Here is a 21,022-nt window from a genome sequence, read left to right as displayed (position 1 = left end):
TCATTCCTCTAAAAGTTTGATCTGCCGCACACGCGGCGGGTTGCTGCCGGCGCGCGGCAGGGTTCGCCGCCGGCATGCCGGCGGCGGGTGAGTTCCAGTTGGATCGTGAGTTTGTTTTTGTTGCTTGAGGCCGTGCGCCAGGCGAGTTGTCTCGCCTATGGTTCCAGAAACCCGTCAGGGCGCGGGTTCGACTGGTGCAATCATGCCGTCACCTGCCCGAACGCTGTCCGACCCTTTTTTGAAAGGCAGACGCCCAGTCCTTGCCGAGTTCACCTGCCTGGAGGTTGTCACTGTCAAGCCAAAGGCTGCTGCCAGCATGACCTGGTTTGCCGGCGCCCAATGGGCGCGCAATCTCTATCTCCGGCCGTCGCCGGCCGAATGAATTATTTCTTCACTGGCTTGTAGCGTTCGGCCCCAAGCTGTCTTCCAGCTTGCTGGAGCCGGGATTCGCTCTCGACTAGGCTTCCATGGCCCGTAGCTTTCCATCGAGCGACCGGATGCCGTCCGCCCCGAACGTCGAAACATAGGCAGGCACGAATTCCGGCGGCAGGAACTCGACGAGAACGGCGTTCTCGATCCAGACCTTCACCACCTCGAACAGCCGTGCATTGACGAACTCGCAGCGCCAGCCGAGCTGTTCGGCCCTCGCCCTGATCTCTTCCTTGGCGTGCGGCGTGCGCACCAGCACATGGCTGCCGGCGCGGGGCCGCATGTCGCCGTCGAAGCCGATGCCGAAGCGGGTGTCGGGGTCGAGGATGTTTCCCCACGGCAGAACTTCGAGGAACGAGCCATTGTCATCACCGAAGCAGACGAACCACGAGCCCTCCGGGAACGGCGGAACCGGCGCGCGGATCGTGGTGGCATCCAGCATCCCGGCCAACGCCTGAGCGACCTTTTCAGGCTCCCGCACGTTGAATGAGGCATGATAAAGCATAATCAACTCTCCTCGCGCGAAGCGGCCGGGCTGGCATCCGCATCCGACCGGGGCGGCGCGGCGCTTCTCTTTGCGTGTTCGATCAATGCCTGAATCGCCCATTGCGCCGCGTCGGCGGCCTCCGGCGAGGACAGGCCCCAATAATCCTTCATCGTCTCCCAGCCGGCGGCCGAGAACAGCACCTGCACGCTTGCCAGCAGCCGTGTCCGGTCGGAAAGCTCCAGCCCGGCCAGGACATCCTTCAGCGCCTCGCCAAATTTTTCGCGCCGCGCGTCGCCGCCGCCCAGCCGTGCGGTTCGCCCGTGAGGATCGTGCAGCATCGCCCGCACGAGCGGCTCACCAGCCTGGAAGGCTTCGAACACGGCCGGCACCTGCTCGACCAGTTCCTCGGGCGAACGAGGTGGCGCCGGCATGCCGAGCCTTTCGTTCATCCAGCTCCAGAAGCTGCTCAGCACGACTTCCTTGGTGGCGTAGTGGCGATAGATCGTGCGCTCCGGCACGCCTGAGGCCGTCGCAAGCGCCTTGAAGGTGACGTCGCCATTGCCCGTCGCTAGGATGTCGGCGACGCCGCGCATGATCCTGTCCTGGGTAAGCATGGCCAGTTCGGCGCGCGCCGACATCGGTGTCATCGTCTCGGTCATTGTCCACCTTGTGTTGGCAGCTATACTGCCATATCTTCAGTAGAACTGTCAAGACCGTTGATGGCTTATGGAGAGAACGTCTCCCGGTCTGCGACATGAACCATCACCAGAAGGGTCGGGACACATTTCGGTCATTATCGTCATCTCCAGCTTGCCCCTAACGGTCGGCTTTCCTGTTCGGGAGGAGTAACAGGCAGGCGCCTGGCGCGCTTGACCGAGAGCGCCCGGCCTTTTGACTGAGAGCGAACGCATGGCTCCGGCGGACGAAGCATTTCGGCAGATCAGGTTCTCGACGGGTGAGTTGCCGCCGGGCAGGCGGCTGGATGCGTTTCGGGAAATGCTCACACGCGCAACGGGGAATTTGGATGTAAAGGCTACCCGGGACTGGTTCGACTTCGGCGCGAACACTTTTGTGATGCCTGGTCTTGGAATTGCGCACATCGCCTCTGACGCAGTTCGCATTGCCCGCACGCGCGAAATGGACGCGGACGGGGCACGCGACCTCGTGCTGGTGGTGGTCCATGAAGGGACGGCCACAGCAACGCAGCGCGGCCGAGAAGTAATCGTCCAAGAGGGCGGTGCTTTCCTGGCTTCGAGCCATGACACATTTTTCATGGAGCGGACGGCCGCGCGGCTGACAAACTACTCCCTGCTGAGGAGCGATCTCGCGCCGGCGATCGCAAGTTTGGATGACGCCTTGCTCTGCCCAATCCCGAGTGATGCGGAGGCGATGCGGCTGCTGACAGGCTATACCGACCTCGTGTTCAAAGGCGAAGCACCCATATCGGCCGAGTCCTCCCGACTGGCAGTGAGCCACGTCCACGATCTCATCGCGCTGGCGCTCGGCGCGACGCGCGACGCCGCCGAGATCGCGAAAGCCCGTGGCCTGCCGGCGGCGCGCCAGGCAGACCTTTATGCCCGTGCCCTCCGCCTTATCGCATTGCGATCCGACGAGCCGGACCTTGCTCCCGCGGAAATGGCGCAGCAGCTCAAAGTATCGCTGCGGCTCCTGCAGAAATTGTTCGCGGAGCGCGGGGAAACGATCATGAACCGCCTTTGGGAAGAGCGGGTGAACCGCGCTGCCCGGCTGCTGGCCGCACCGGAGACGGCGGACCGGTCGATCACCGATATCGCCTTTTCCTGCGGCTTCAATGACAGCGCGCATTTCAGCCGCGTGTTCGCTGCCCACAAGGGCACGGCCCCATCGCGCTGGCGAAAACAGGTGCATGATCAGCCGGCACTGAATATTTGAGGGCATCTTCATGGTTGCACCGACGGTCGGGCATAATTCGCTCCGCCGGTAGTCCGCCTAAGGGGACGTTCCTTTGGGTAATGTGTGCGGTCTCCACCTCCCGCCCGAAAACGGGCGGGAGTTGAGTTGTCGACGTCGGCGGCCTACGCCACGGAGAAGTCGGCGTTGGTGAGCGCCAGTCCGACGGTCAGCGTGGCGAAGTGGATGCCGGCCGAACCACCGACGCCGTCGGCGTCGTAGAACAGTTTGCCGCTGTCGCGCTCGTAGATGATGTGGTCGGAGGAATCCTGCGCCAGGCCGGTGGTGTTGGCGCGGAAATAACCCGACAGCATCACTCCCGTGTTCAGCTTGGTGAAGATCGCGTCCGAAAGCAGAAAACGGTCGTCGACGACATTGAAGTCGACGATCGTGTCGATGTTCGACGCGCCGAGTTTTGTATTGAAGACGAAGGTGTCGGCGCCGCCAAGCCCGCGCAGCGTGTCGTTGCCTTCACGTCCCTCCAGGCGGTTGTCGCCAGCGTTGCCGATGATCTCCTGGGCGATCTCGTTGCCGGTGAGATCGATGGCCGACTTGCCCGACGTGCCGTTGGTGGTGAGGCTTTCGACATAGACGCCCGCACCGAGCTTATAGTCCACTGCGGCCATGACCCGGTCGGCCGTGCCTTGGCTTGAGGTCTCGACGATAACGTCGCCGGAATTGTAGACCCGGTAGGTATCGTTGCCGCCAAGCCCGCTCATCGTATCGGCCTTGCCGACACCGCCGTCGGAGAGCACGTTGGCGCCGGCATTGCCGGTGATGGTCTGATGCAACGCGTTGCCTGTTAGGTTGATCGGGGTCGTCGCGATCGAGCTGTTGGTAGTCAGCATCTCGACATACACGCCCGCGCCGAGCGCGTAGCTGACCGAGGCCATGACCCGGTCGGCGCTGCCCTGGCTCGCCTCCTCGGCGACGACATCGCCTGCATTGTAGACGCGATAGATGTCGTTGCCGCCGAGGCCGCGCAGCGTATCCACGCCGCCCACCGCGCCGGAACTCAGCACGTTCTCGCCGGCATTGCCGACGATCTCCTGCGACAGTTCGTTACCGGTTAGGTTGATGGCGCCCTTGCCGCTGCCTGACGTGGTGGTCAGCATCTCGACCGTCACGCCAGCCTTGAGCGCAAAGCTGACGCCGGCCAGGACGCGGTCGATGCCGGCGGTGTCCTCGATCACGTCGCCGGCATTGTAGACGACATAGGTGTCGTCGCCGCCGAGCCCGCGCAGGATGTCGGCCGCGCCCTTGCCGCCGTCGTGCAGCCGGTTGGCACCGGCTCCGCCGATGATGGTTTGAGCAAACGCATTGCCGGTCAGGTCGCGCGCGAAGGTGCCGCCGGGGTCGTTCGACTGTAGCACCTCGACATGAGCGTCCGCCGCCAGCACGTAGTTTGAATGGGCGTTGACGGTGTCGGTGCCGCCATTGGCGTTCTCGATGACGGTGTCGTCGTTATTGAGGTGGTAAAGATCGTTGCCGCCGAGCCCGCGCAACGTGTCGCCGCCGCCGGCGCTGTTCAGCACATTGTCGCCGGCATTGCCGATGATGGTCTGGGTAAACGCATTGCCGACCAGCACGATCGCGTCCTTGCCGGTGGAACTGCTGGTGGTCAGCATCTCGATCTCGGCGGAGGCGAACAGCGTGAAGTCGCGGCTGGCGAGCACCCGGTCGAAGCCCTCGCCATTATTCTCGCGCACCCGGTCGGAATTGGTGTAGACGCGGAAAATGTCGTCGCCCCTCCCGCCATAGAGCGTGTCGACCGACAGGTCGTCGCCGCCGTTCAGTGTGTCGTCGCCGCCCAAACCGCGCAAAATGTTGCTGCCCGCATCGCCGGAGATGGTCTGGGCAAGATCATTACCCGTGAGGTCGATCGTCGATTTGCCCGCGGCATTCTTCGTCGCCAATGCCTCGACGGAAGCGTCTGCCGACAAGACGTAGTCCACATCCGCCAAGACCCTGTCCGTGCCGCCCCCGGCCACCTCCACGACAACGTCTCCAGCATCCGAGACGTAAAAAGTGTCGTTGCCACTGCCGCCGTTCAACACGTCCGCGCCGAGGGCACCGTCGAGCGTATCGTTGCCGGAACCGCCGTTCAGCGTATTGGCGGCTGCGTCGCCGGTCAGGGTGTCGTTGCCGCTGCCACCGGTCGCGTTCTCGACGCCAGTAACGCTTAGAGTGCCGCCACCCACGGATTGCAGATTGGCGGAAAAGAGATTGAAGTGCACGCTGCCCGCGATCGAGGAGAAGACGACGGTGTCGGTGCCGTCACCCCCATGGAAAGTGTCGTTTCCGCCCGACGCAACGACAAAGGTGTCGTTGCCGCCAAGCCCGGCAAACAATTCCGATAGGCCCGTTCCGGTGCGCGCATCGCTTCCAGCGGTGCCGATCCTCGTAATGTCGACCCCGCCGAACCCGTCGGGGCGAATGTAGGGATAGTCCGAGTCCGGAGGATGGTCTCCCTGGTTCCCACCAGTGCCGCCCGAGAACGAGCCGCCGCTGGTGGTGCCCGTTCCAGATAACGCGCCGAAGTCGAGAACCGTGGCCGAGCCATGGCCGGCCGTGCCGCCGTTGCCCCCATACGCGTCTATGCTCAAGCCAACCGGAATTCCATCGCCACCATTGCCGCCATTGCCCGCCACGCCGACATTGTCGTCGAACACCGTGCCGGAGAGCGTCAGTTTGCCCGCCGTGAAATTGACGATTGCGCCGGCTCCGAACCCACCATTGGCCCCATCTCCGCCACTTCCGCCGGCTTCAAGGCCGAACGGCGGGCTGGCGGGAATGTAGCCGCCTTGCCCGCCAGCGCCACCATTGCCGCCGATGCCGGAATTATCCTCGAAGCGCGTGTTCTGAACGGTCATTGTGCCGCGATTGAGGATCGCTCCAACCGCCGCGCCGCCGGCTGTGCCGTCCCCGCCCCGGAGAGTCGGCGACCCGCCCGTCGCTCCGTTCTGGCCGACCCATCCGACCGCTTGATTGTCGAGGAACTGCGAATTCTTGATCGTCGCGGTGCCGTTGTTGAGGATCGCACCGACGGCGATGTCGCTTGCGGAAGAACCGGCATCGTATCCCTTCGTGAAAACCAGGCCGTCGAACGTCACGGTCGCGCCGGTGCCTAGCACGAACAGCGTATGGTCACCGACGCCGTCGGTGTTGAAATCCGACGATATCGTAACGTCGGCCAGGCCGTCATTGTTGCGGTCGCCGTCGATCACGAGGTTGCTGTCGATTGTCAGTGTGCCGGAGGTGACGATGTTCTTGACATCCGCCGCGAACACGATCCTGTCGGGGCCTGCGCTCGCCGCGGCAGCGGAAATGGCCGCCGCGAGCGACCCGGCGCCGGCGGCCGATTGTTCCGTCACGGTGAAGGTTGCCATGCTCACTCCTGTCGCGGGGATGGTCGTGCGAGCAAGTCACCACCGACCTTAGGTTGTCCTAGCAATATTAGGCATGGAGACGAGTAGGGCAATAGTCGGAATGTGCCGGGCCTGACTCAGACCCGAGAGTGTCGCCGCCAGCAAGTGTCACCGCGCCGGACGCCAGAATATTCAGGACGCTACTCATGAGATTTCTTCAGTGATGACATCGAAGCGCATTAGCCTGGCGGGGCCGAAACTGGTCGAGAGAGCGACATCGGTCGCGTCGCGCCCGGTTGCCATCAGGATGCGACCAATTCGAGGGACATTGTGGCGCGCATCGAACGTATACCAGTGTCCGCCGAGGTAGACCTCGAACCACGCCGAGAAGTCCATCGGATCGGGGACTGGCGGCACGCCGATGTCACCAAGATAGCCTGTGCAGTAGCGAGCCGGAATATTCATGCACCGACAAAGTGTGATCGCCAGATGGGCAAAGTCGCGACAGACACCGGTCCGATCGGTCCAGCCGCCATGCGCTGTGCGCAGTGAGTCCGCATTCTGATAGTTGAAGGCAATATGATTGTGAACGAAGTCGCAGATCGCCTGCACCCGTGCCCACCCCGGCTGGGTTTGTGAGAAAGTCGACCACGCCAAGTCGCCAAGCCGGTCGGTGTCGCAGTAGCGGCTTGCAAGCAGAAACACGAGAACGTCGTCGGGCAGATCCTTCACCTCGTGCTGAACCGCATCCGAGGCGACCATATCCGGTCGTCCGCTGTCGTAGATTTCGAACTCTGTCGCGATGTTGAGGATGCCGGCCGGTGCCGTCACCCGCGTGCAGGCGTTCCCGAAACCATCGACATAGCCCCACGCCTCCACCACAGGATCGAACCTCAGTTCATGGCTAGTGAGAAGATCGGCGCGCCGGGAAGGATGAATATCGAGCGCCAGCAGCATCTGCGTCGGCTGCGGACATTCGTAAGCGATATCGAAGCCAGCGCGGATCTTCATGAAGCACTCTTAGAAAAATTGAAGAAGGTGCGCTGCAACGCCGAAACTACTGGCTCAGTTCCATGCCAAGATTTTGGGCTCGGCCTACTTCCCTGGGTTTAGTTCCGTCGTGACGTTGACCTGAACCGTCAGGCCCAGATCGTCGGAAGCACGACCGAAATAGCTTCCGGAGAGTGGAACTGCCTGTTTCGGATCGCGTGCGACCGCAACTCTGATGAGGTCGCGGTTTCCTACAATCCCGTTCGTCGGATCGAACTCCACCCAACCCGCGCCGGGGAGATAGACCTGACACCAGGCGTGTGTGGCTCCGCCTCCCAGATTGGTCTGTCCATCGCGGCTGGTGACATAGATGTAGCCGGTGACAAACCGGGCCGCGAAGCCGAGTGAGCGGACTGCCTCGATCATCAGGAGCGCGAAGTCCCGGCAGGAGCCCTTGCGCGAGCGCAGTGTAATCAGCGGCGGCTGCGTGCCATGCTCGGAACGGCGAGCGTAGGAAAAGCCCTCATGGATGGCGTAGCACAAGGTCATGAGCACTTTTCCCGTCTCGCTCTTCGAGCTGCCTCTCACAAACTGCTTCGCCCAATCGGCGACCGCTCCGCCGTCGTCGGCAAAATGGGGACGGATAGTGCTTGCGAGATCCGGCAACTCGTCGGGATCGTATTCAAAGGGATAGGCGAGTGCGGTCTCGTCAATACGGAAATCCGGTGCGGCGGATGGCGTGTGATCGACGCGAATGGTGGTCTCGAAGCGAAGCTCCTTTGCACGCCTCGAAATGGCCACGTGCGCGACGCAGTTTCCGAAAACGTCGTGAACCCAGTTGATGGACGCCGGTTCCGGGTCGACGACGAGCGATGCGTGGAGCAGGCGCTGGTCATAGCTATCGCGGGGCCGGAACATCAGGTTGTGCTCACCGAAGCCGACTGGACGTCGATAGCGATAGACCGTCGAATGCCGCACCGAGAAAACGGTCATCAAATCCTGTTCCGGATGAGTTCTGACACAAGATATCGCGGTGCCGGCATCTCGCCAGTCAAATATACCTCCACTCCGATTGCATAGGCTGAGTGATAGTTCTCACGCCAGGAACTGAAATCGGCCAAACCCTCACGCAGCGCTTGTCACGACACTATTCATGCCTGGACCGAATTCTCGGGTGGCCCAACTCGGTCACGGTGCGGAACAATCCCACCACAAGGCGACTTCAAGGTGGAATAGCATCTCCTGATCCACAGGATCTGGCCGAGGGAGCGCAAATGAAACTCGTTCTTGGTCGCGTCTGGACTCTCGTAAAAACCGCAGTCGCGGGCTTCATCAACGACAATGCGCTTTCCCATGCCGCGGCCATGGCGTTTTACGCGGCCACATCGCTTGCTCCCATTCTGTTGATCGTTATTGCAGTCGCCGGCCTTGCCGTCGGACGAGACGCTGCCCAACTGGCTGTAACCGCGCAACTGACCGGTCTCCTTGGTCCGCAGGGCGCCGACTTGCTCAAGGCGATCATCGAAGGCGCTTCCAACAGGGCAAGTGGAGTGCTCGCCGCTTCGGTTGCGCTGATCACCCTAATCGCCAGCGCATCTGGCGTATTTGGGGAAATGCAGTCTTCGCTTAATCAGATCTGGAAGGTTGAGCCCAGTTCCACAAGCCTGTCCGGGTTGGTGAGAGCCAGAGCGGCAAGTTTGGGACTGGTTGCGTCGCTGGGATTTCTGCTGCTGGTGTCTCTCGCTGCGAGCGCTGCAATTTCAGGGCTTGGTGATTTCATCAATGCCCGCCTGCCGTTCGGCGAAGTCATCCTTTCGTTCGTCAACACCATCGTGTCACTGTCACTCGTGGCATTGCTCTTTGCTGCGATCTACAAAGTTCTGCCTGATCGTTCGCTGGCATGGAGAGACGTCCGTTTCGGCGCGGTGACGACGGCCGTTCTCTTCACCATTGGGAAGTCCTTGATCGGATGGTATCTCGGAACCAGCGCAGTGGCCTCGTCCTACGGTGCGGCAGGCAGCTTGATTGTTTTGCTCTTGTGGGTGTTCTACTCATCCTCGATTTTTCTTCTCGGCGCAGAACTCACTCGCGCCTACGCCACGAGCTTGGGGACAAGGCCAGACCTGAAGCACCTGACGACGTCGATCGCCGATGCTCCAACTCCTTCCCGGCCGCCGGTCAGTGCAAACAGTAGCCCCTTTCTCACCGTTACGCTGATCGCATTTGTCTCGGCGCTGACGACAGCAATAGCTTCTTCGAAGCGTGGCGATCGGACCGGTCGCCACTAGCCCGACTTGAATCTGCAAAATGCGGGAAAATGTTCGCCCGCCCAATGCGCGAATCATTATCTTCCGAATTCTGTAAAATCATCGGTTTCCCCGATGCCGGGTCCAAGGCACCTTAAGCCTCCCGACTAAGATGTGAGTCCACATGGCGAAAGAAATCCTGGACGGTGGCGCTTGTGGAGTTAGGCGGTTGTGATGCTAGACGCCGCGGAACCCTACGCTCTTATCTTGGCCGCATTCGGCGTGGTCGTGCTGCTAACAGCATGGCTGCCACTGCTGCTGAAACGGATGCCAATTTCACTGCCGATGGTGTGCATCGGCATTGGCGCTGTCCTGGCTTGGTCACCTTTTGCCCCCGTCGTGGGGATGAACCCTCTGGAGAACCGGTACCTTACTGAGAAATTGACGGAGTTCGTCGTCATTGTCTCGTTGATGGGAGCCGGATTGAAGCTCGATCGTCCCCTCTCTTTAGCCGGTTGGCAGACATCATGGCGCCTCCTCGGCATTTCGATGCCTCTGACCATCGCGGGCATCGTGTTTCTCGGCTGGTCAATTCTGGGACTTGGCATCGCGTCGGCGCTTCTCCTCGGAGCGGCCCTCGCACCAACTGATCCTGTGCTTGCGAGTGACATACAAGTTGGCCCCCCTCAATCTGGCGAGGAGGACGAGGTTCGTTTTGCACTAACCTCAGAAGCTGGCCTGAACGATGGGGCGGCGTTCCCATTCGTCCATCTGGCGATTGCCATCGCCCTGTCGCAGGCGTCCGGAGAGCCGTTCTTTGCCGATTGGTTTCTGGTCGATGTCATCTGGAAAATTGCCGCCGGGATCGCAATAGGATGGCTCGGCGGAAAGACAATGGGATATCTGACGTTTCGACTGCCTAAACGCGCCGGGCTCTCGGAAACCAGGGATGGGTTTGTCGCCCTCGGCGTCACCTGTCTCGCGTACGGCTCAACCGAGCTCTTGCACGGGTATGGCTTTCTCGCCGTGTTCGTTGCCGCCGTCGCGCTTCGATCGGTCGAGCGTAAACATCATTACCACGAAAATCTGCATAACTTTGCCGAGCAGATCGAACGGCTGCTAATGATGGTTCTGCTGGTCTGCTTTGGAGCTGCTATCGGCGAAGGGGCAGTCTTTGGCGCGCTGAGTTGGCAGGTCGTGATCACCGCAGTCCTGATCTTAATCGCTATAAGACCCCTCTCCGGTTGGGTGGGGCTTGCCGGATATGCAGCACCTGCTGCCGAAAAGGGAGTGATAGCCTTCTTTGGTATCCGTGGTCTCGGATCCTTTTATTATCTGGCGTTCGCGCTCGGGCAGGCTGATTTCGAGCGACCAGAACTCCTTTGGGTCACCGTTTGCTTCGTCGTTCTGAGTTCAATCATAGCGCATGGGATGCTCGTCACACCGGTCATGAACAAAATGGATCGCTCATTGAGACAACCAACGCCGTAATTGCATAACGTTGTCCTACTGCACCAAGCTTTCCGTTTTCGCCCTCTTGGGAAGGATATCCCGGTGTCTTCGCCCCGCGGCGTCTGCTCCGTTGCCTGTAGGCCGCTTGTCTTCAGATCCGCGGTTTCAAATATGCATCGGCCGGCCGGGTACCGAACTCCCATGGCTTCTGCTCGTGCGAGCGCAGCTTGGTGACGCGGCTGCGGGAGACCGGTGAGAGGCCGAGTTCGGCTGCATATTTATGCATGATCTCCAGTTGCTTGGTGGCGATCGCCAGCCATGGGGACTGCTGGATGTAGCCGGATGGAAGCTTGATCAGCAGTGGCGTCTCGGCGAGTTTCCGCTCGGCTTCCACCCAACGGCCATACGCCTGGCAATAGGCCGCAAGCACTGCGCGATCGTTGTCGCTGATGATGCCGCGCAGATGCAGGCTCGCGGCAAGCCTCTTCCATTCTGTCTTGGCGGTCGGGCTCAGATGCGCCGGACAGGTCGGCGGCTTTGGTTTGCGCCGGGATTTCGAATTGGGACCCTCATCGCTGTCGACGAGGTAGAGCTGCGGTTTCGGCTTGCGTCCACGCATCACAGATGTCTCCGGGCAAGGCGCTGCCTCAGGCGCTCGCTGCCTTGGAGATCGTGCTGCTTGTCGGCATCAGCGAGATGCTGGAAGAAGCGTCGCAGCACATAGGAGCGGGCCAGCGAGGCCGTGGTGAAGATGGCCGCAATCATGCCGTCGGTGGCCAGTGTCGTGTCAATGCCAAACAGGGGATAGGCAAGCCGCTGCACTATGATGGCGACGATGTAGCCGGCGATAACGTTGGCGACTGCCTCGATGAAGGAACCGGTGCGGGACTGGCTGCCGTCGAGTGGCGGTGGATGCGTCGTCATGACCGGACCTCGTCATAAGCCTGGCTGGCGTCGCCATACCGCTCGGCCTGCACCTCCTCGAAGCTCTGACCGGTTGCCTCCAGTGTCGCGGCCTCGCCGGTAAAATCCTGCCAGCGGGTGATGGTCACATCGACATAGGCAGGATTAAGCTCGATGGCATGGCAGATACGGCCTGTCATCTCGGCGGCGATGATGGTGGTGCCGGAACCACAAAAGGGTTCGTAGACTGCCTGACCGGGCGAGGAGTTGTTCTCGATCGGCCTTTTCATGCATTCGACCGGCTTCTGGGTGCCGTGACCTGTCTCGGACTTGCGATGCGCGATCTGCCAGACCGTCGTCTGTTTGCGGTCGCCCGACCAGTGGCCCTTCTTCCCCTTCCTGACTGCGTACCAGCAGGGCTCGTGCTGCCAGTGATAATCACCTCGGCCGATTACCAGCCGCGTCTTGTCCCAGACAATCTGCGAGCGAATGGAAAAGCCACAGGCCTCCAGGCTTTCGGCAACGGTGGCGGCGTGCAGGGCGCTGTGCCAGACGTAGATGACATCGCCGGGAAACAGCGCCCATGCCTCGCGCCAGTCGGAACGGTCGTCGTTCAGCACCGTGCCGCGGGCAAGATCGACATTGGCATGGTCGGGCAACTGGCTGCGCCATGTCGGATCGTAGGCAACGCCATAGGGCGGATCGGACACAAGTAGGTGCGGCTTCACGCCAGCCAGCACCTGCTCGACGACCCCTGCCCTGGTGCTATCGCCACAGATCAGCCGGTGCTTTCCAAGCAACCATAGGTCACCGATCCGGCTGACCGGCTGCCTCGGCGTCTCTGGAATATCATCGGGATCGCTGAGGCCTGCCGTGCCACGGGCAATCAGTGAGGCGACCTCCTCTTCGCCAAAGCCCGTGAGCGCCAGATCGAACCCCATGCTCTGGAGGTCCGCCAGTTCGACGCCAAGCAGGTCGATGTCCCAGCCGGCGTTCAAGGCCAGCTTGTTGTCGGCAATTATCAGCGCCCGCTTCTGCGCCTCGCTCAATCCGGCAAGCTCGATCACTGGCACATCGGCCATGCAGAGCTTTCGCGCCGCCAGCAGCCGGCCGTGTCCAGCGATGATGCCATTATCGCCATCCACCAGGATCGGGTTTGTCCAGCCGAACTCCCGGATAGATGCTGCGATCTCAGCGACCTGCCGCTCCGAGTGCGTGCGGGCGTTGCGCGCATAGGGGATCAGTGCCGAGACCGGGCGATATTGCACCGCCAGTTGCTGGTGTAACCCCCGTTCTACCCCAGAGTTTGTCGACTGGATCGCGGCACTTTTACCCCCGATGGGGGCCCCAGAATGGCTGATTTCTGCGGCTTCGGGCGGGATCGTCATGGGCGGATACCCCATTCCCAATTTCGAGGCAGTGAAAGCGAAGGAGCGGGCCGGGTCTACGGCTCGATCCCTACCAGCTCTGATCGCCCCCCCCGGGGTCATTGGCGGCGTGTTTATTCGCCCGGGGGATGACTACGGAACGGATTCTATCACGGCAGCTAAGGCCATGATATCCTGACATTTTCCGACATTTGTACGCAGGACTTCGCAATGCAACGACGGCGAGTGGGGACAGCGCCGTGCAAGGTGAGAGGTGTACGAACTCTACCACGCCACCTGGCATGGGGCCGCAAGCCGAATGGCTGTTTGCCGTCACCTATCGAGGAACCCGGACATCGATCTACCTGCTACTAGTCCTGTGCTGTTGAGCGTCGAGTTCGACGGACCTCCCTCTTTTCGCGCTCGTGACTTAAGATAAGCTCTCTGCGCAGGACATGGACATGACCGGCGAGCGCACGCAACGGAGATTGGTCGCGATCCTTGCCACCGATATAGTCGGCTATTCGCGGCTGGTGGAGAATGACGAGGCTGGAACACTTGCCGCGATCCGATCGCTGCGCTTCAACGTGATCGATCCACTTCTGGCAAAACACAACGGTCGCATCGTCAAGCTGATGGGTGACGGCGCCATCGTGGAGTTCGGCTCGGTCGTCGATGCCGCCACGTGCGCGGTGGCACGGCAGTACGAAACCGCAGCGGCGCAAGCAGCAACGCCGGCGGAGCGTCGCATTGTCTTCCGCATGGGCATCAACCTCGGCGACGTGGTAGTGGAGGGAGACGATCTTCTCGGTGACGGTGTTAACGTCGCCGCGCGGCTGGAGCAGCTATGCGATCCGGGTGGCGTACTCCTCTCGGGCACTGTCTACGACCATCTCCAGGGGAAGCTCGACCTTCCTCTCGACTTCGCCGGCGAGCAGCAAGTCAACAACATATCGCGCCCGGTGCGTGCCTATCGCATCAGGCTGAACGGCAGCGGTCGGCCTTGGCGGCTGCGCTTGCGCCAACAGAGAGGCAGGATGCGCGTCCCTGCTGCAGCGCTCGTAGCTGCCGCCGTCGTCGGCGTCGTTGCCTGGTGGATGCGTCCGATCGAGCCGCCCATCGCCAAGGCATCGATCGCGGTGCTCCCCTTCACCAATCTCGGCGGCGACACAGCGACCGGTCGCCTGGCCGACGGTATCAGCGAGGATATCATCACGGACCTTGCGCGCTTTCGCGGCTTTGAAGTCATCGCTCGCAACTCCTCGATGGCCTAAAAGGACAGAGCCGTCGATGTGCGCCAAGTTGGCCGTGACCTGAACGTTCGTTATGTCTTGGAAGGATCACCGCGAGGGCGATGCGTGACGCGTCCCGGAGTCGGTCGTAGGCGCGGTCCCAGTCGAGCACCACGATCCCGTCGCGGTTTGCGCGTAGCCAATCCAGCGGATCGACAAAGATGTTGAGCGCGCAGTCGAAGCTGTAGGTGCCGGGATTGTCGATCACCTCAGCGCCCAAGGCAAAGGTGCGGCCGTACCAGGTCGTGACCCTGCCGGTCGGCCAATGCCAGAAAACGATGTCACCGGCTCCAACCTCGTCGAAGGCAAACCAGCGATCTCCGCGACCGTGAGGCTCGAAGCGGTTGTCGGAGGCAAGATAGCCGCATGCGACCTTCATCGCCCAAGGCTTCGCCAGCGACATGATCGCCACGCCTGCCGTGCGAAGCATCTCGATCTCGGCCGTGTCGGGGCATTCAAGGATACAGGGAGGGATGGCATCCATCATGCCGACCTCCCAAAGAAGGCGAGTTCGGCGACCACCATCGCCATCGGCACAGACATGGCGTACCGCAGCAGCAACGTCCGGACTTGAAGGTCGATGGTGGTCGGACTAAAGTCTGTGGTGTCATCATTGCCAGCCAGCATTGTGACATCGACCCGTTGAGCGCCGGCCAGCGCTCCCGGGTCTTCGTTTTTCCCAACCATCGCGGTCACTCCCACGAACCGAGGATCGAGGAGTGGGTCTCGGCGCGGCGTCGGCGCTCATAAGCTTCGACGTCAGTGAGCGCGTAGACGATCTTGCCGCCGAGCTTGTGATAATGCGGACCGGTTTTCTTCCAGCGCCAGCGCTCCAACGTGCGCGGGCTGACGCGGAAACGGCGGGCGAGTTCACCCTGGTTGAGATAGGTGGGGGTCATTGCAAAGCCTTTCGCCACAATGGTTGTGATTGCGAAAGGCGTCGCACGATATTCGGTAGTCGGTCGTTATGGTGGTCGGTAGTTGAAGCGGTAGTTCTGTACTGACCTCAAGGCTCTAGGTGCCAGAAGCCATTTTGCGATTTCAGATACCGACGCAATACGGGCCATTGCTTCTTGAAGAGCTGGGCGAAGCTGGTCACTGACGTCCCGGCGTTTTCCAGGACGGCCGCGGCGCGTAAGCCACGGTGATCATGATAAGCATCGACTAGTTGCCGGATTGCGTGCTGTTGAGCTTCTCCGCCAAATACCATCTCCACCCCACTAATCGTAAGCGTTCGCCCGTCTTGCGAGAGGGTTAGGGGGCCGGTATCAGCAATATGATGTCGGCCTTCAAACCGTCGACGCAAGCGGTCGAAATCTATCCGCTGCGGTGCATATGCATCGAGCACATCGGCAATCGGCACGATGACGCACCGACCCAAACCCATATGTGGCCCATCCTCGTATTCGGTAGACGTGAGGGCAAGCACGGTGTCCAACGGCGGGAACTTGCGTAGTGCCTCCTGAAGGCGATGCTGTGTCGCCAGATCATGCAGGCACCTGACAAACCAGATGGTTGTCCGACCGGACTTGATCAACCGAACGGAGCCGATCTCCCAGATAAGTCCGGTTTCCCGCTCCAGAAGACCCTGCACAGGCAGTCTGAGCTCTTTGCCGAGCAGCGCGGTGAAGATGGCCGTCAAATCCGGCCTCCAGCGCTGCAGCTGCGTTTGATTGACATCGACCCAGCCGCGGACGGGGTGGAAATAGCCGAGCCCTTCCCGGTGAGGGTGAGGCCCAATGTCAAATGCAGTACAGTCCTCGTCCTCGTCGTCGACAATGGTTGTGTCGTAGCCATCAGGTATAAGCATACACCGCTCGACAAGCGGTTGCGCCGCCCGGCAAAAATTACGAAGAGCCGACATTGTAAAGACGAGGCGCCTCGATTCCAGCAACTGCAGTAATAGTACCATATCGACCGGATTGCCGTCGGGGCCGGGTTCAGGAAACGTCGGGTTGGGCAACTAATCCCCACTTCTGCAAATATTTTGTTGCGAGCAAACGTTCGATCTCGGTCAGGTCCTTGAGCGTTGATCGATGCGGAACGGTAATCGTGACCGGCAGTGACCGCAGCCTTCTGTCGCTGCGGCCGCGATAGCCGATCGCAAGTGTAGCCTGGGTGATACTATAGGTTTTTGCCAAGGCTCCCCGGCCGAGGTACCCCTGCCCTGCTCAAGGGTTTGCTGTTCGGCCCAGGCGGTGTGGCTTTCTCGCCTACACACACCCGAAAAGGTCATCGGCTCTATCGCTACTATGTCAGCCAGGCGGTGCTGAAGCGTGGCGCCGGTGCATGTGTAGTCGGACGCGTCGCGGCTTCGGAGATCGAAACGGCCGTCATCGACCAGTTGCGGGGACTGCTGCGCGCACCGGAAATCATCGTCGGTACATGGCGGGCAGCACGCGCCGACATCAGCGACCTGACCGAGACCGAAGTCCGTGATGCTCTCGATCGGCTCGACCCACTCTGGGACGAACTCTTTCCGGCAGAACAGGCTCGCATTGTCCAGCTTCTCATCGAGCGGGTCGATCTCGCTGTCAACGGCATCGCCATCCGGCTGCGGACCAAGGGCCTGACCGGGATTGCAAGCGAACTGCGCACCATCGAAGTTCAGGAGCGGAAGGCCGCGTAGCCATGGCAACCAGTATCACCCAAGGTTCCGACACCATCACCGTCCATGTGCCGCTCATGCTGCGCAAGCGTGGCGGCCGAAAGCAGATCGTGACCCCGCACGGAACATCCTGGGCAGCTCCCCGTGCCCGCATCGATACCGCCATGGTCAAGGCGCTCGCCCGCGGCTTTCGCTGGCGCAAGATGCTGGAGACGGGCGTCTACGCAACAGCCTACGAGATCGCCGTCGCCGAGAACATCAACCGCTCCTATATCAGCCGCCTGCTGCGGCTCACCCTGCTTGCACCCGACATCGTCGAGGCCGTGCTGGATGGCAAGGCGCAGAGCATCATCGCACAGGATATTACACTCAAAAGCCTGCCGGATGAGTGGGATGCGCAGAGACGTATGGTGGCGGATGAAATATGACGGGACTGTGATAGCGGTCACTACGAACGACTGCAGTGATGGCCGAAATGGGGCCGTCTGCTGCCTGTCCGGTTCTGGTGCGCGAAATGAGAAAGCCGACGTTCGGCCAACGACCCCATATAAGCCGTTCGCGGCAGATCTGATGATGCCTGAAAGCAGCCGCCAAACGATGGGCGTATTGGCCACCACAGAATTCTGCACGATTATTAGGCGCGTCTGCCGGTCATCAAAACCGTTAGGACTTCGTCCACCAACTTGATGATGCGTTTGCGCGAAACAGATGCACCAGCCGGCCCGGCATAATGGGACAGCAGCGCAACGATGGTATCCCCAATGACATCGAGATCGAGGTCGGTTGAAGTCAAATATCGCTCAGCGATGGCAGCCAGTTCGGCACGGACGAACTTGCCGAAACGATCGCTCAAGGTTTGGTAAAGCTCCGGGTTCGACCGTGCCATCTCCCTGGTCGCAGTGACGGCTTCGGGAAGGTCGTCGCAGTTGCCTGCTGTCGCTAGCAACGCGAGCAGGTCATCCCGCAGTGAAGTGCCAAGGTACACCGGCGGTGCGATAGGATCGAGTGTCGCGACGGCATCGGCCACAAGGTCTGACTTTTGCGTCCAGCGGCGATACAACGTTGCTTTTGAGGCACTGGCGCGTGCCGCTACGTCAGTCATTGTCAAGGCGTCGTAACCGACTTCCGCCAACAACTCGAGGGTCGCACGGATGATTTTGTCGTCGCGGCTCTTATCTTGGTTCCGACCACGTTCGGCAGTCGGCAAGCGGTGCTGATAATGGGTGGCTTGATCGGTCATGATGCTCATATAGATCAATTCGTGTCGAAACTCAACGGTATCGAAACTCTTGCGTTTCGTTTCGGACACTCCTACTTGGAGGTCAACACGCGTCGAGACGTGTGCAACCATCATGAGGTCTACCATGTCTACTCGAACTGATAACCGCCCTATCTTGGTCACCGGCGCCACCGGCAAGCAAGGCGGCGCTACCATCCCGTTCCTGCTCGAAGCAGGACGCTCCGTCCGTGCGCTGACACGTAATCCAGACTCACCCGCAGCAAAAGCGCTGGCCGCACAGGGCGTCGAAATCTTCAAGGGCGACATGAGTGATCCTGTCGCTCTCGATGCTGCCCTATCCGGCGCCGGCAGCGTGTTCTCGGTCCAGATGGGATCGCATCCAGGGGACCCGGAGACAGAAGTCATCACCGGAACGGCGCTGCTTGAGGCGGCGGAGCGTGCAGGCGTTGATCAGGTCGTCCACACTTCCGTTGCTCGCGCTGGCGATCAGGAGAACTTTGTCGACTGGGAAGAGGGTCGCTGGGAGCCACTGTACTGGAACAACAAGTCTGCTGTGAACGACTTGGTCAAAGCTCTAGGTTTCCGCCATTGGACGATCCTGAAGCCCGCGATGATCATGGAGGACATCGTGCCGCCGCAGGCAGACATGCAGTTCGCATCGCTTCGGGAGCGTGGTCGTTTTGAGACTGCAATCGACGCGGGTGCCCGCATCGACTGGATTGCTGCCAAGGACATCGGCGCGTTCGCGGCTGCCGCCTTTGCCGATCCCGAGCGCTTCCATGGTCATGAGATCGACCTTGCCACTGAAACCTTCACACTGCCTGAGGTCGCAGCCAAGATGGCTAAGGCAACCGGGAAAACGGTGTCGGCGGTAACCCTGTCTAAGGAAAAGCGGCTCGCGCAACCCTGGGGCGATGTGGGGTACCGCTCCGAGGTGTGGAACAACGTCGAGGGCTATAAGGTCGACCTCGCCGCCGTTCGCAGCTGGGGCATTTCTCTGACCACGCTCGACGAGTTTATCGAGCAGAACCGCGAGAAGTTCGTCATCGGCGATCATCAGGTCTGAGCCATAAATCGTCCGGTCCACTATCGAGGACCGGACGACCTATTCATTCATCCGATTTTCTGTGGTCGAACTTCTGGCGTGCACTCTCGATGTAGGGCTGCTGCGATCGAGCCCAGGCCGCGAGTGTCAGCAACGGCTCATGCAGCGACCGACCCTGCTCGGTGAGTTCGTAGTCGACCCTTGGCGGAATGGTGGCATAGGCGGTGCGCGTCACCAGTCCGTCGCGTTCCAGGCCGCGCAATGTCGTCGTCAGCATCTTGTGCGACAACCCCGGGATCGTCTTCTGCAGGGCGTTGAACCGCATCGGGCCACGCGACAACGCGCCCACGATCATGATCGTCCACTTGTCGCCTATGCGTTCGAAGATCTGTCCGAGCGCTTTGCAGTTGGCCGCACCCTCGGCAGCATAGTCGACCTCTACAAGTCGTAGTTGAGCCTTTGCCATCGTCGTCTCCAATACGCACCTAGAGGTGCGTGGCGCTCGAGAACGTGCGTTCTTGCGCGGCGGCTAAGGAACCTTCATATCGCTACGCACTAACGGAACGTAATGGAAGGTTCAATCATGAATATCGGTGTCAGCGGCGCAAGCGGCAATCTGGGTCAGGCTCCTGCCGGCTCGCCCAGTCTCCGAGGAGTCGATATCCTCGACCGGAAATGTTCTTCAGCAGACCCCGATCCTCACCCAAGGGCTTCCGGATCGCGGCGACATGGACCTGGACGGTATTGTCCTCCACGACGAGGCCGGGCCACACCCGCCTCATCAGATCCTCCTTCGTGACAAGTTCGCCCGCAGCCTGAACGAGGACTTCGATAATCTCGAAGGCGCGGCTGCCAATCGGGACTGCCACGCCATGGGCACGCAACTCTCGCTTCGCGAGATCGACTTCCCATCCACGGGATTCAAACACGCGTGGTTCTATCTGCCCCAAGGCGATGATGATCTCGTTGTTGAGAATTGCGATTTCCCAGTTAAGCCCGCCCCGCCCGCGAGCACAATGGGCGATCGTCTTCGTCGCGGCATACCGACAGGTATCGGCTCGCCGCCGCGCGCCCGCGGATCGCTTCAGAATATTTCAGATTTCCTCACGGAGCTTAATTCGACCCCGGAGCGGACTGCGCCTAGGTTTTTCCCGTCGGGCAGAAGTTCCCGCAGCCATCGAAACCAACCGGAACCGCCCGCCGATGGACGGTTCGGCACAGGAGGACCATATGTCTGCCATCACGCTTTCAACGACGCGACGCGAACTGCTGCTTACGGGTGCGGCGGCCGCCGCCATCAGCCTGCTTCCGGGCGCGCTCCGGGGCGCGGTATCGGCCGAGGCGATCCGTCCCTTCAGCGTCGCCTTCCCGCAGGACCAGCTCGACGATCTTCGCCGGCGCGTGGCGGCGACCCGCTGGCCGGACAAGGAGACCGTCGCGGACAGCACGCAGGGCGTGCAGACCGAGACCGCGCAAAAACTCGCCAAGCATTGGGCAACCGACTACGACTGGCGAAAAATGGAAGCGCGGCTCAACGCCCTGCCGCAGTTCATCACCGAGATCGACGGACTGGACATCCACTTCATCCACGTCCGCTCGCAGCATGAGAATGCCCTGCCGATCATCGTGACGCATGGCTGGCCCGGCTCCATCATCGAGCAGATGA

At 61.0% G+C, this 21,022-nt stretch carries 23 protein-coding genes and 1 pseudogene; 8 read left to right on the top strand and 16 right to left on the bottom strand.

Going from position 1 to position 21,022, the window contains the following annotated elements:
* Positions 1–457: 457 nt before the first annotated feature.
* Positions 458–934, bottom strand: a complete 477-nt coding sequence (locus tag ABMA59_RS33365) for a hypothetical protein (protein ID WP_349009677.1) — start codon at positions 932–934, stop codon at positions 458–460.
* Between the two features lie 2 nt (positions 935–936).
* Positions 937–1,575, bottom strand: a complete 639-nt coding sequence (locus ABMA59_RS33360) for a TetR/AcrR family transcriptional regulator (RefSeq protein WP_349009676.1) — start codon at positions 1,573–1,575, stop codon at positions 937–939.
* 250 nt (positions 1,576–1,825) lie between these two features.
* Here ABMA59_RS33360 and ABMA59_RS33355 point away from each other — a divergent pair, with 250 nt between their 5' ends.
* The gene (locus ABMA59_RS33355) at positions 1,826–2,827 is read left to right on the top strand and encodes a helix-turn-helix domain-containing protein (protein ID WP_349009675.1); all 1,002 of its coding nucleotides are present in this window, start codon (positions 1,826–1,828) and stop codon (positions 2,825–2,827) included.
* 143 nt (positions 2,828–2,970) lie between these two features.
* On the opposite strand, the gene ABMA59_RS33350 is transcribed toward ABMA59_RS33355, so the two are convergent.
* From ABMA59_RS33350 to ABMA59_RS33340, 3 genes are all read right to left on the bottom strand, one after another.
* On the bottom strand, positions 2,971–6,234 hold the full coding sequence (locus ABMA59_RS33350) for a hypothetical protein (protein ID WP_349009674.1): 3,264 nt from the start codon (positions 6,232–6,234) through the stop codon (positions 2,971–2,973).
* Positions 6,235–6,417: 183 nt separating this feature from the next.
* On the bottom strand, positions 6,418–7,224 hold the full coding sequence (locus ABMA59_RS33345; RefSeq protein ID WP_349009673.1) for a transglutaminase-like domain-containing protein: 807 nt from the start codon (positions 7,222–7,224) through the stop codon (positions 6,418–6,420).
* Positions 7,225–7,308: 84 nt separating this feature from the next.
* The gene (locus ABMA59_RS33340) at positions 7,309–8,196 is read right to left on the bottom strand and encodes a transglutaminase family protein (RefSeq protein WP_349009672.1); all 888 of its coding nucleotides are present in this window, start codon (positions 8,194–8,196) and stop codon (positions 7,309–7,311) included.
* Between the two features lie 281 nt (positions 8,197–8,477).
* On the opposite strand from ABMA59_RS33340, the gene ABMA59_RS33335 reads away from it, so the two are divergent.
* Both ABMA59_RS33335 and ABMA59_RS33330 read left to right on the top strand, forming a co-directional pair.
* Positions 8,478–9,491 carry a YihY/virulence factor BrkB family protein gene (locus ABMA59_RS33335; RefSeq protein ID WP_349009671.1) on the top strand — a complete coding sequence of 338 codons (1,014 nt, stop codon included), beginning with the start codon at positions 8,478–8,480 and terminating at the stop codon, positions 9,489–9,491.
* A gap of 192 nt (positions 9,492–9,683) precedes the next feature.
* Complete coding sequence (locus tag ABMA59_RS33330; RefSeq protein WP_349009670.1) at positions 9,684–10,940, top strand: cation:proton antiporter; 1,257 nt, start codon at positions 9,684–9,686, stop codon at positions 10,938–10,940.
* A gap of 112 nt (positions 10,941–11,052) precedes the next feature.
* On the opposite strand, the gene ABMA59_RS33325 is transcribed toward ABMA59_RS33330, so the two are convergent.
* Genes ABMA59_RS33325 through ABMA59_RS33315 form a run of 3 tightly spaced genes read right to left on the bottom strand, consistent with a single transcriptional unit; the run spans position 11,053 to position 13,072 of the window.
* Positions 11,053–11,520, bottom strand: coding sequence for a phage terminase small subunit P27 family (locus ABMA59_RS33325; RefSeq protein WP_349009669.1), 468 nt, complete (start codon positions 11,518–11,520; stop codon positions 11,053–11,055).
* Positions 11,520–11,825: a DUF7220 family protein gene (locus ABMA59_RS33320; protein WP_349009668.1), complete on the bottom strand. Its 306-nt coding sequence runs from the start codon at positions 11,823–11,825 to the stop codon at positions 11,520–11,522. Before ABMA59_RS33320 ends, ABMA59_RS33325 begins: the two co-directional genes overlap by 1 nt.
* Positions 11,822–13,072, bottom strand: coding sequence for a site-specific DNA-methyltransferase (locus ABMA59_RS33315; RefSeq protein ID WP_425476028.1), 1,251 nt, complete (start codon positions 13,070–13,072; stop codon positions 11,822–11,824). Before ABMA59_RS33315 ends, ABMA59_RS33320 begins: the two co-directional genes overlap by 4 nt.
* Before the next feature lie 560 nt (positions 13,073–13,632).
* On the opposite strand from ABMA59_RS33315, the gene ABMA59_RS33310 reads away from it, so the two are divergent.
* On the top strand, positions 13,633–14,445 hold the full coding sequence (locus tag ABMA59_RS33310) for an adenylate/guanylate cyclase domain-containing protein (RefSeq protein ID WP_349009667.1): 813 nt from the start codon (positions 13,633–13,635) through the stop codon (positions 14,443–14,445).
* Here ABMA59_RS33310 and ABMA59_RS33305 read toward each other — a convergent pair.
* The 5 genes from ABMA59_RS33305 to ABMA59_RS33285 all read right to left on the bottom strand — a co-directional run bounded on the left by ABMA59_RS33305 (position 14,417) and on the right by ABMA59_RS33285 (position 16,604).
* On the bottom strand, positions 14,417–14,950 hold the full coding sequence (locus ABMA59_RS33305) for a hypothetical protein (RefSeq protein ID WP_349009666.1): 534 nt from the start codon (positions 14,948–14,950) through the stop codon (positions 14,417–14,419). The two genes, ABMA59_RS33310 and ABMA59_RS33305, sit on opposite strands and share 29 nt — an antisense overlap.
* Complete coding sequence (locus ABMA59_RS33300) at positions 14,947–15,150, bottom strand: hypothetical protein (RefSeq protein WP_349009665.1); 204 nt, start codon at positions 15,148–15,150, stop codon at positions 14,947–14,949. The genes ABMA59_RS33305 and ABMA59_RS33300 overlap by 4 nt, the downstream gene beginning before the upstream one ends.
* A 5-nt stretch (positions 15,151–15,155) precedes the next feature.
* Positions 15,156–15,362, bottom strand: coding sequence for a helix-turn-helix transcriptional regulator (locus ABMA59_RS33295; RefSeq protein ID WP_349009664.1), 207 nt, complete (start codon positions 15,360–15,362; stop codon positions 15,156–15,158).
* A 107-nt stretch (positions 15,363–15,469) separates the two neighbouring features.
* Positions 15,470–16,426 (bottom strand): hypothetical protein, encoded by a 957-nt coding sequence (locus ABMA59_RS33290; RefSeq protein ID WP_349009663.1) that lies wholly within the window; start codon positions 16,424–16,426, stop codon positions 15,470–15,472.
* On the bottom strand, positions 16,404–16,604 hold the full coding sequence (locus tag ABMA59_RS33285) for a hypothetical protein (protein WP_349009662.1): 201 nt from the start codon (positions 16,602–16,604) through the stop codon (positions 16,404–16,406). Before ABMA59_RS33285 ends, ABMA59_RS33290 begins: the two co-directional genes overlap by 23 nt.
* 59 nt (positions 16,605–16,663) lie before the next feature.
* On the opposite strand from ABMA59_RS33285, the gene ABMA59_RS33280 reads away from it, so the two are divergent.
* Positions 16,664–17,092 carry a hypothetical protein gene (locus tag ABMA59_RS33280; RefSeq protein WP_425476027.1) on the top strand — a complete coding sequence of 143 codons (429 nt, stop codon included), beginning with the start codon at positions 16,664–16,666 and terminating at the stop codon, positions 17,090–17,092.
* A gap of 2 nt (positions 17,093–17,094) precedes the next feature.
* Positions 17,095–17,499 carry a hypothetical protein gene (locus ABMA59_RS33275; protein ID WP_349009660.1) on the top strand — a complete coding sequence of 135 codons (405 nt, stop codon included), beginning with the start codon at positions 17,095–17,097 and terminating at the stop codon, positions 17,497–17,499.
* 206 nt (positions 17,500–17,705) lie between these two features.
* Here the strand turns inward: ABMA59_RS33275 and ABMA59_RS33270 are convergent, their stop codons facing one another.
* On the bottom strand, positions 17,706–18,437 hold the full coding sequence (locus tag ABMA59_RS33270) for a TetR/AcrR family transcriptional regulator (protein WP_349009659.1): 732 nt from the start codon (positions 18,435–18,437) through the stop codon (positions 17,706–17,708).
* A 28-nt stretch (positions 18,438–18,465) separates the two neighbouring features.
* Here ABMA59_RS33270 and ABMA59_RS33265 point away from each other — a divergent pair, with 28 nt between their 5' ends.
* Positions 18,466–19,377 (top strand): NmrA/HSCARG family protein, encoded by a 912-nt coding sequence (locus ABMA59_RS33265; RefSeq protein WP_349009658.1) that lies wholly within the window; start codon positions 18,466–18,468, stop codon positions 19,375–19,377.
* Positions 19,378–19,420: 43 nt separating this feature from the next.
* Here ABMA59_RS33265 and ABMA59_RS33260 read toward each other — a convergent pair whose 3' ends face one another.
* Together ABMA59_RS33260 and ABMA59_RS33255 are read right to left on the bottom strand one after the other, a co-directional pair.
* Positions 19,421–19,822 carry a winged helix-turn-helix transcriptional regulator gene (locus ABMA59_RS33260; RefSeq protein WP_349009657.1) on the bottom strand — a complete coding sequence of 134 codons (402 nt, stop codon included), beginning with the start codon at positions 19,820–19,822 and terminating at the stop codon, positions 19,421–19,423.
* 157 nt (positions 19,823–19,979) lie between these two features.
* Positions 19,980–20,306, bottom strand: a pseudogene (locus ABMA59_RS33255) (winged helix-turn-helix domain-containing protein); the annotation flags it as partial.
* 280 nt (positions 20,307–20,586) lie between these two features.
* On the opposite strand from ABMA59_RS33255, the gene ABMA59_RS33250 reads away from it, so the two are divergent.
* Positions 20,587–21,022: epoxide hydrolase N-terminal domain-containing protein (locus ABMA59_RS33250; RefSeq protein ID WP_349009656.1), on the top strand; the 436-nt coding region annotated here is incomplete at its 3' end.

The organism is Mesorhizobium yinganensis (assembly GCF_040081985.1).
GTDB lineage: Bacteria > Pseudomonadota > Alphaproteobacteria > Rhizobiales > Rhizobiaceae > Kumtagia > Kumtagia yinganensis.
This window is presented reverse-complemented; position numbering and strand designations above follow the sequence as displayed.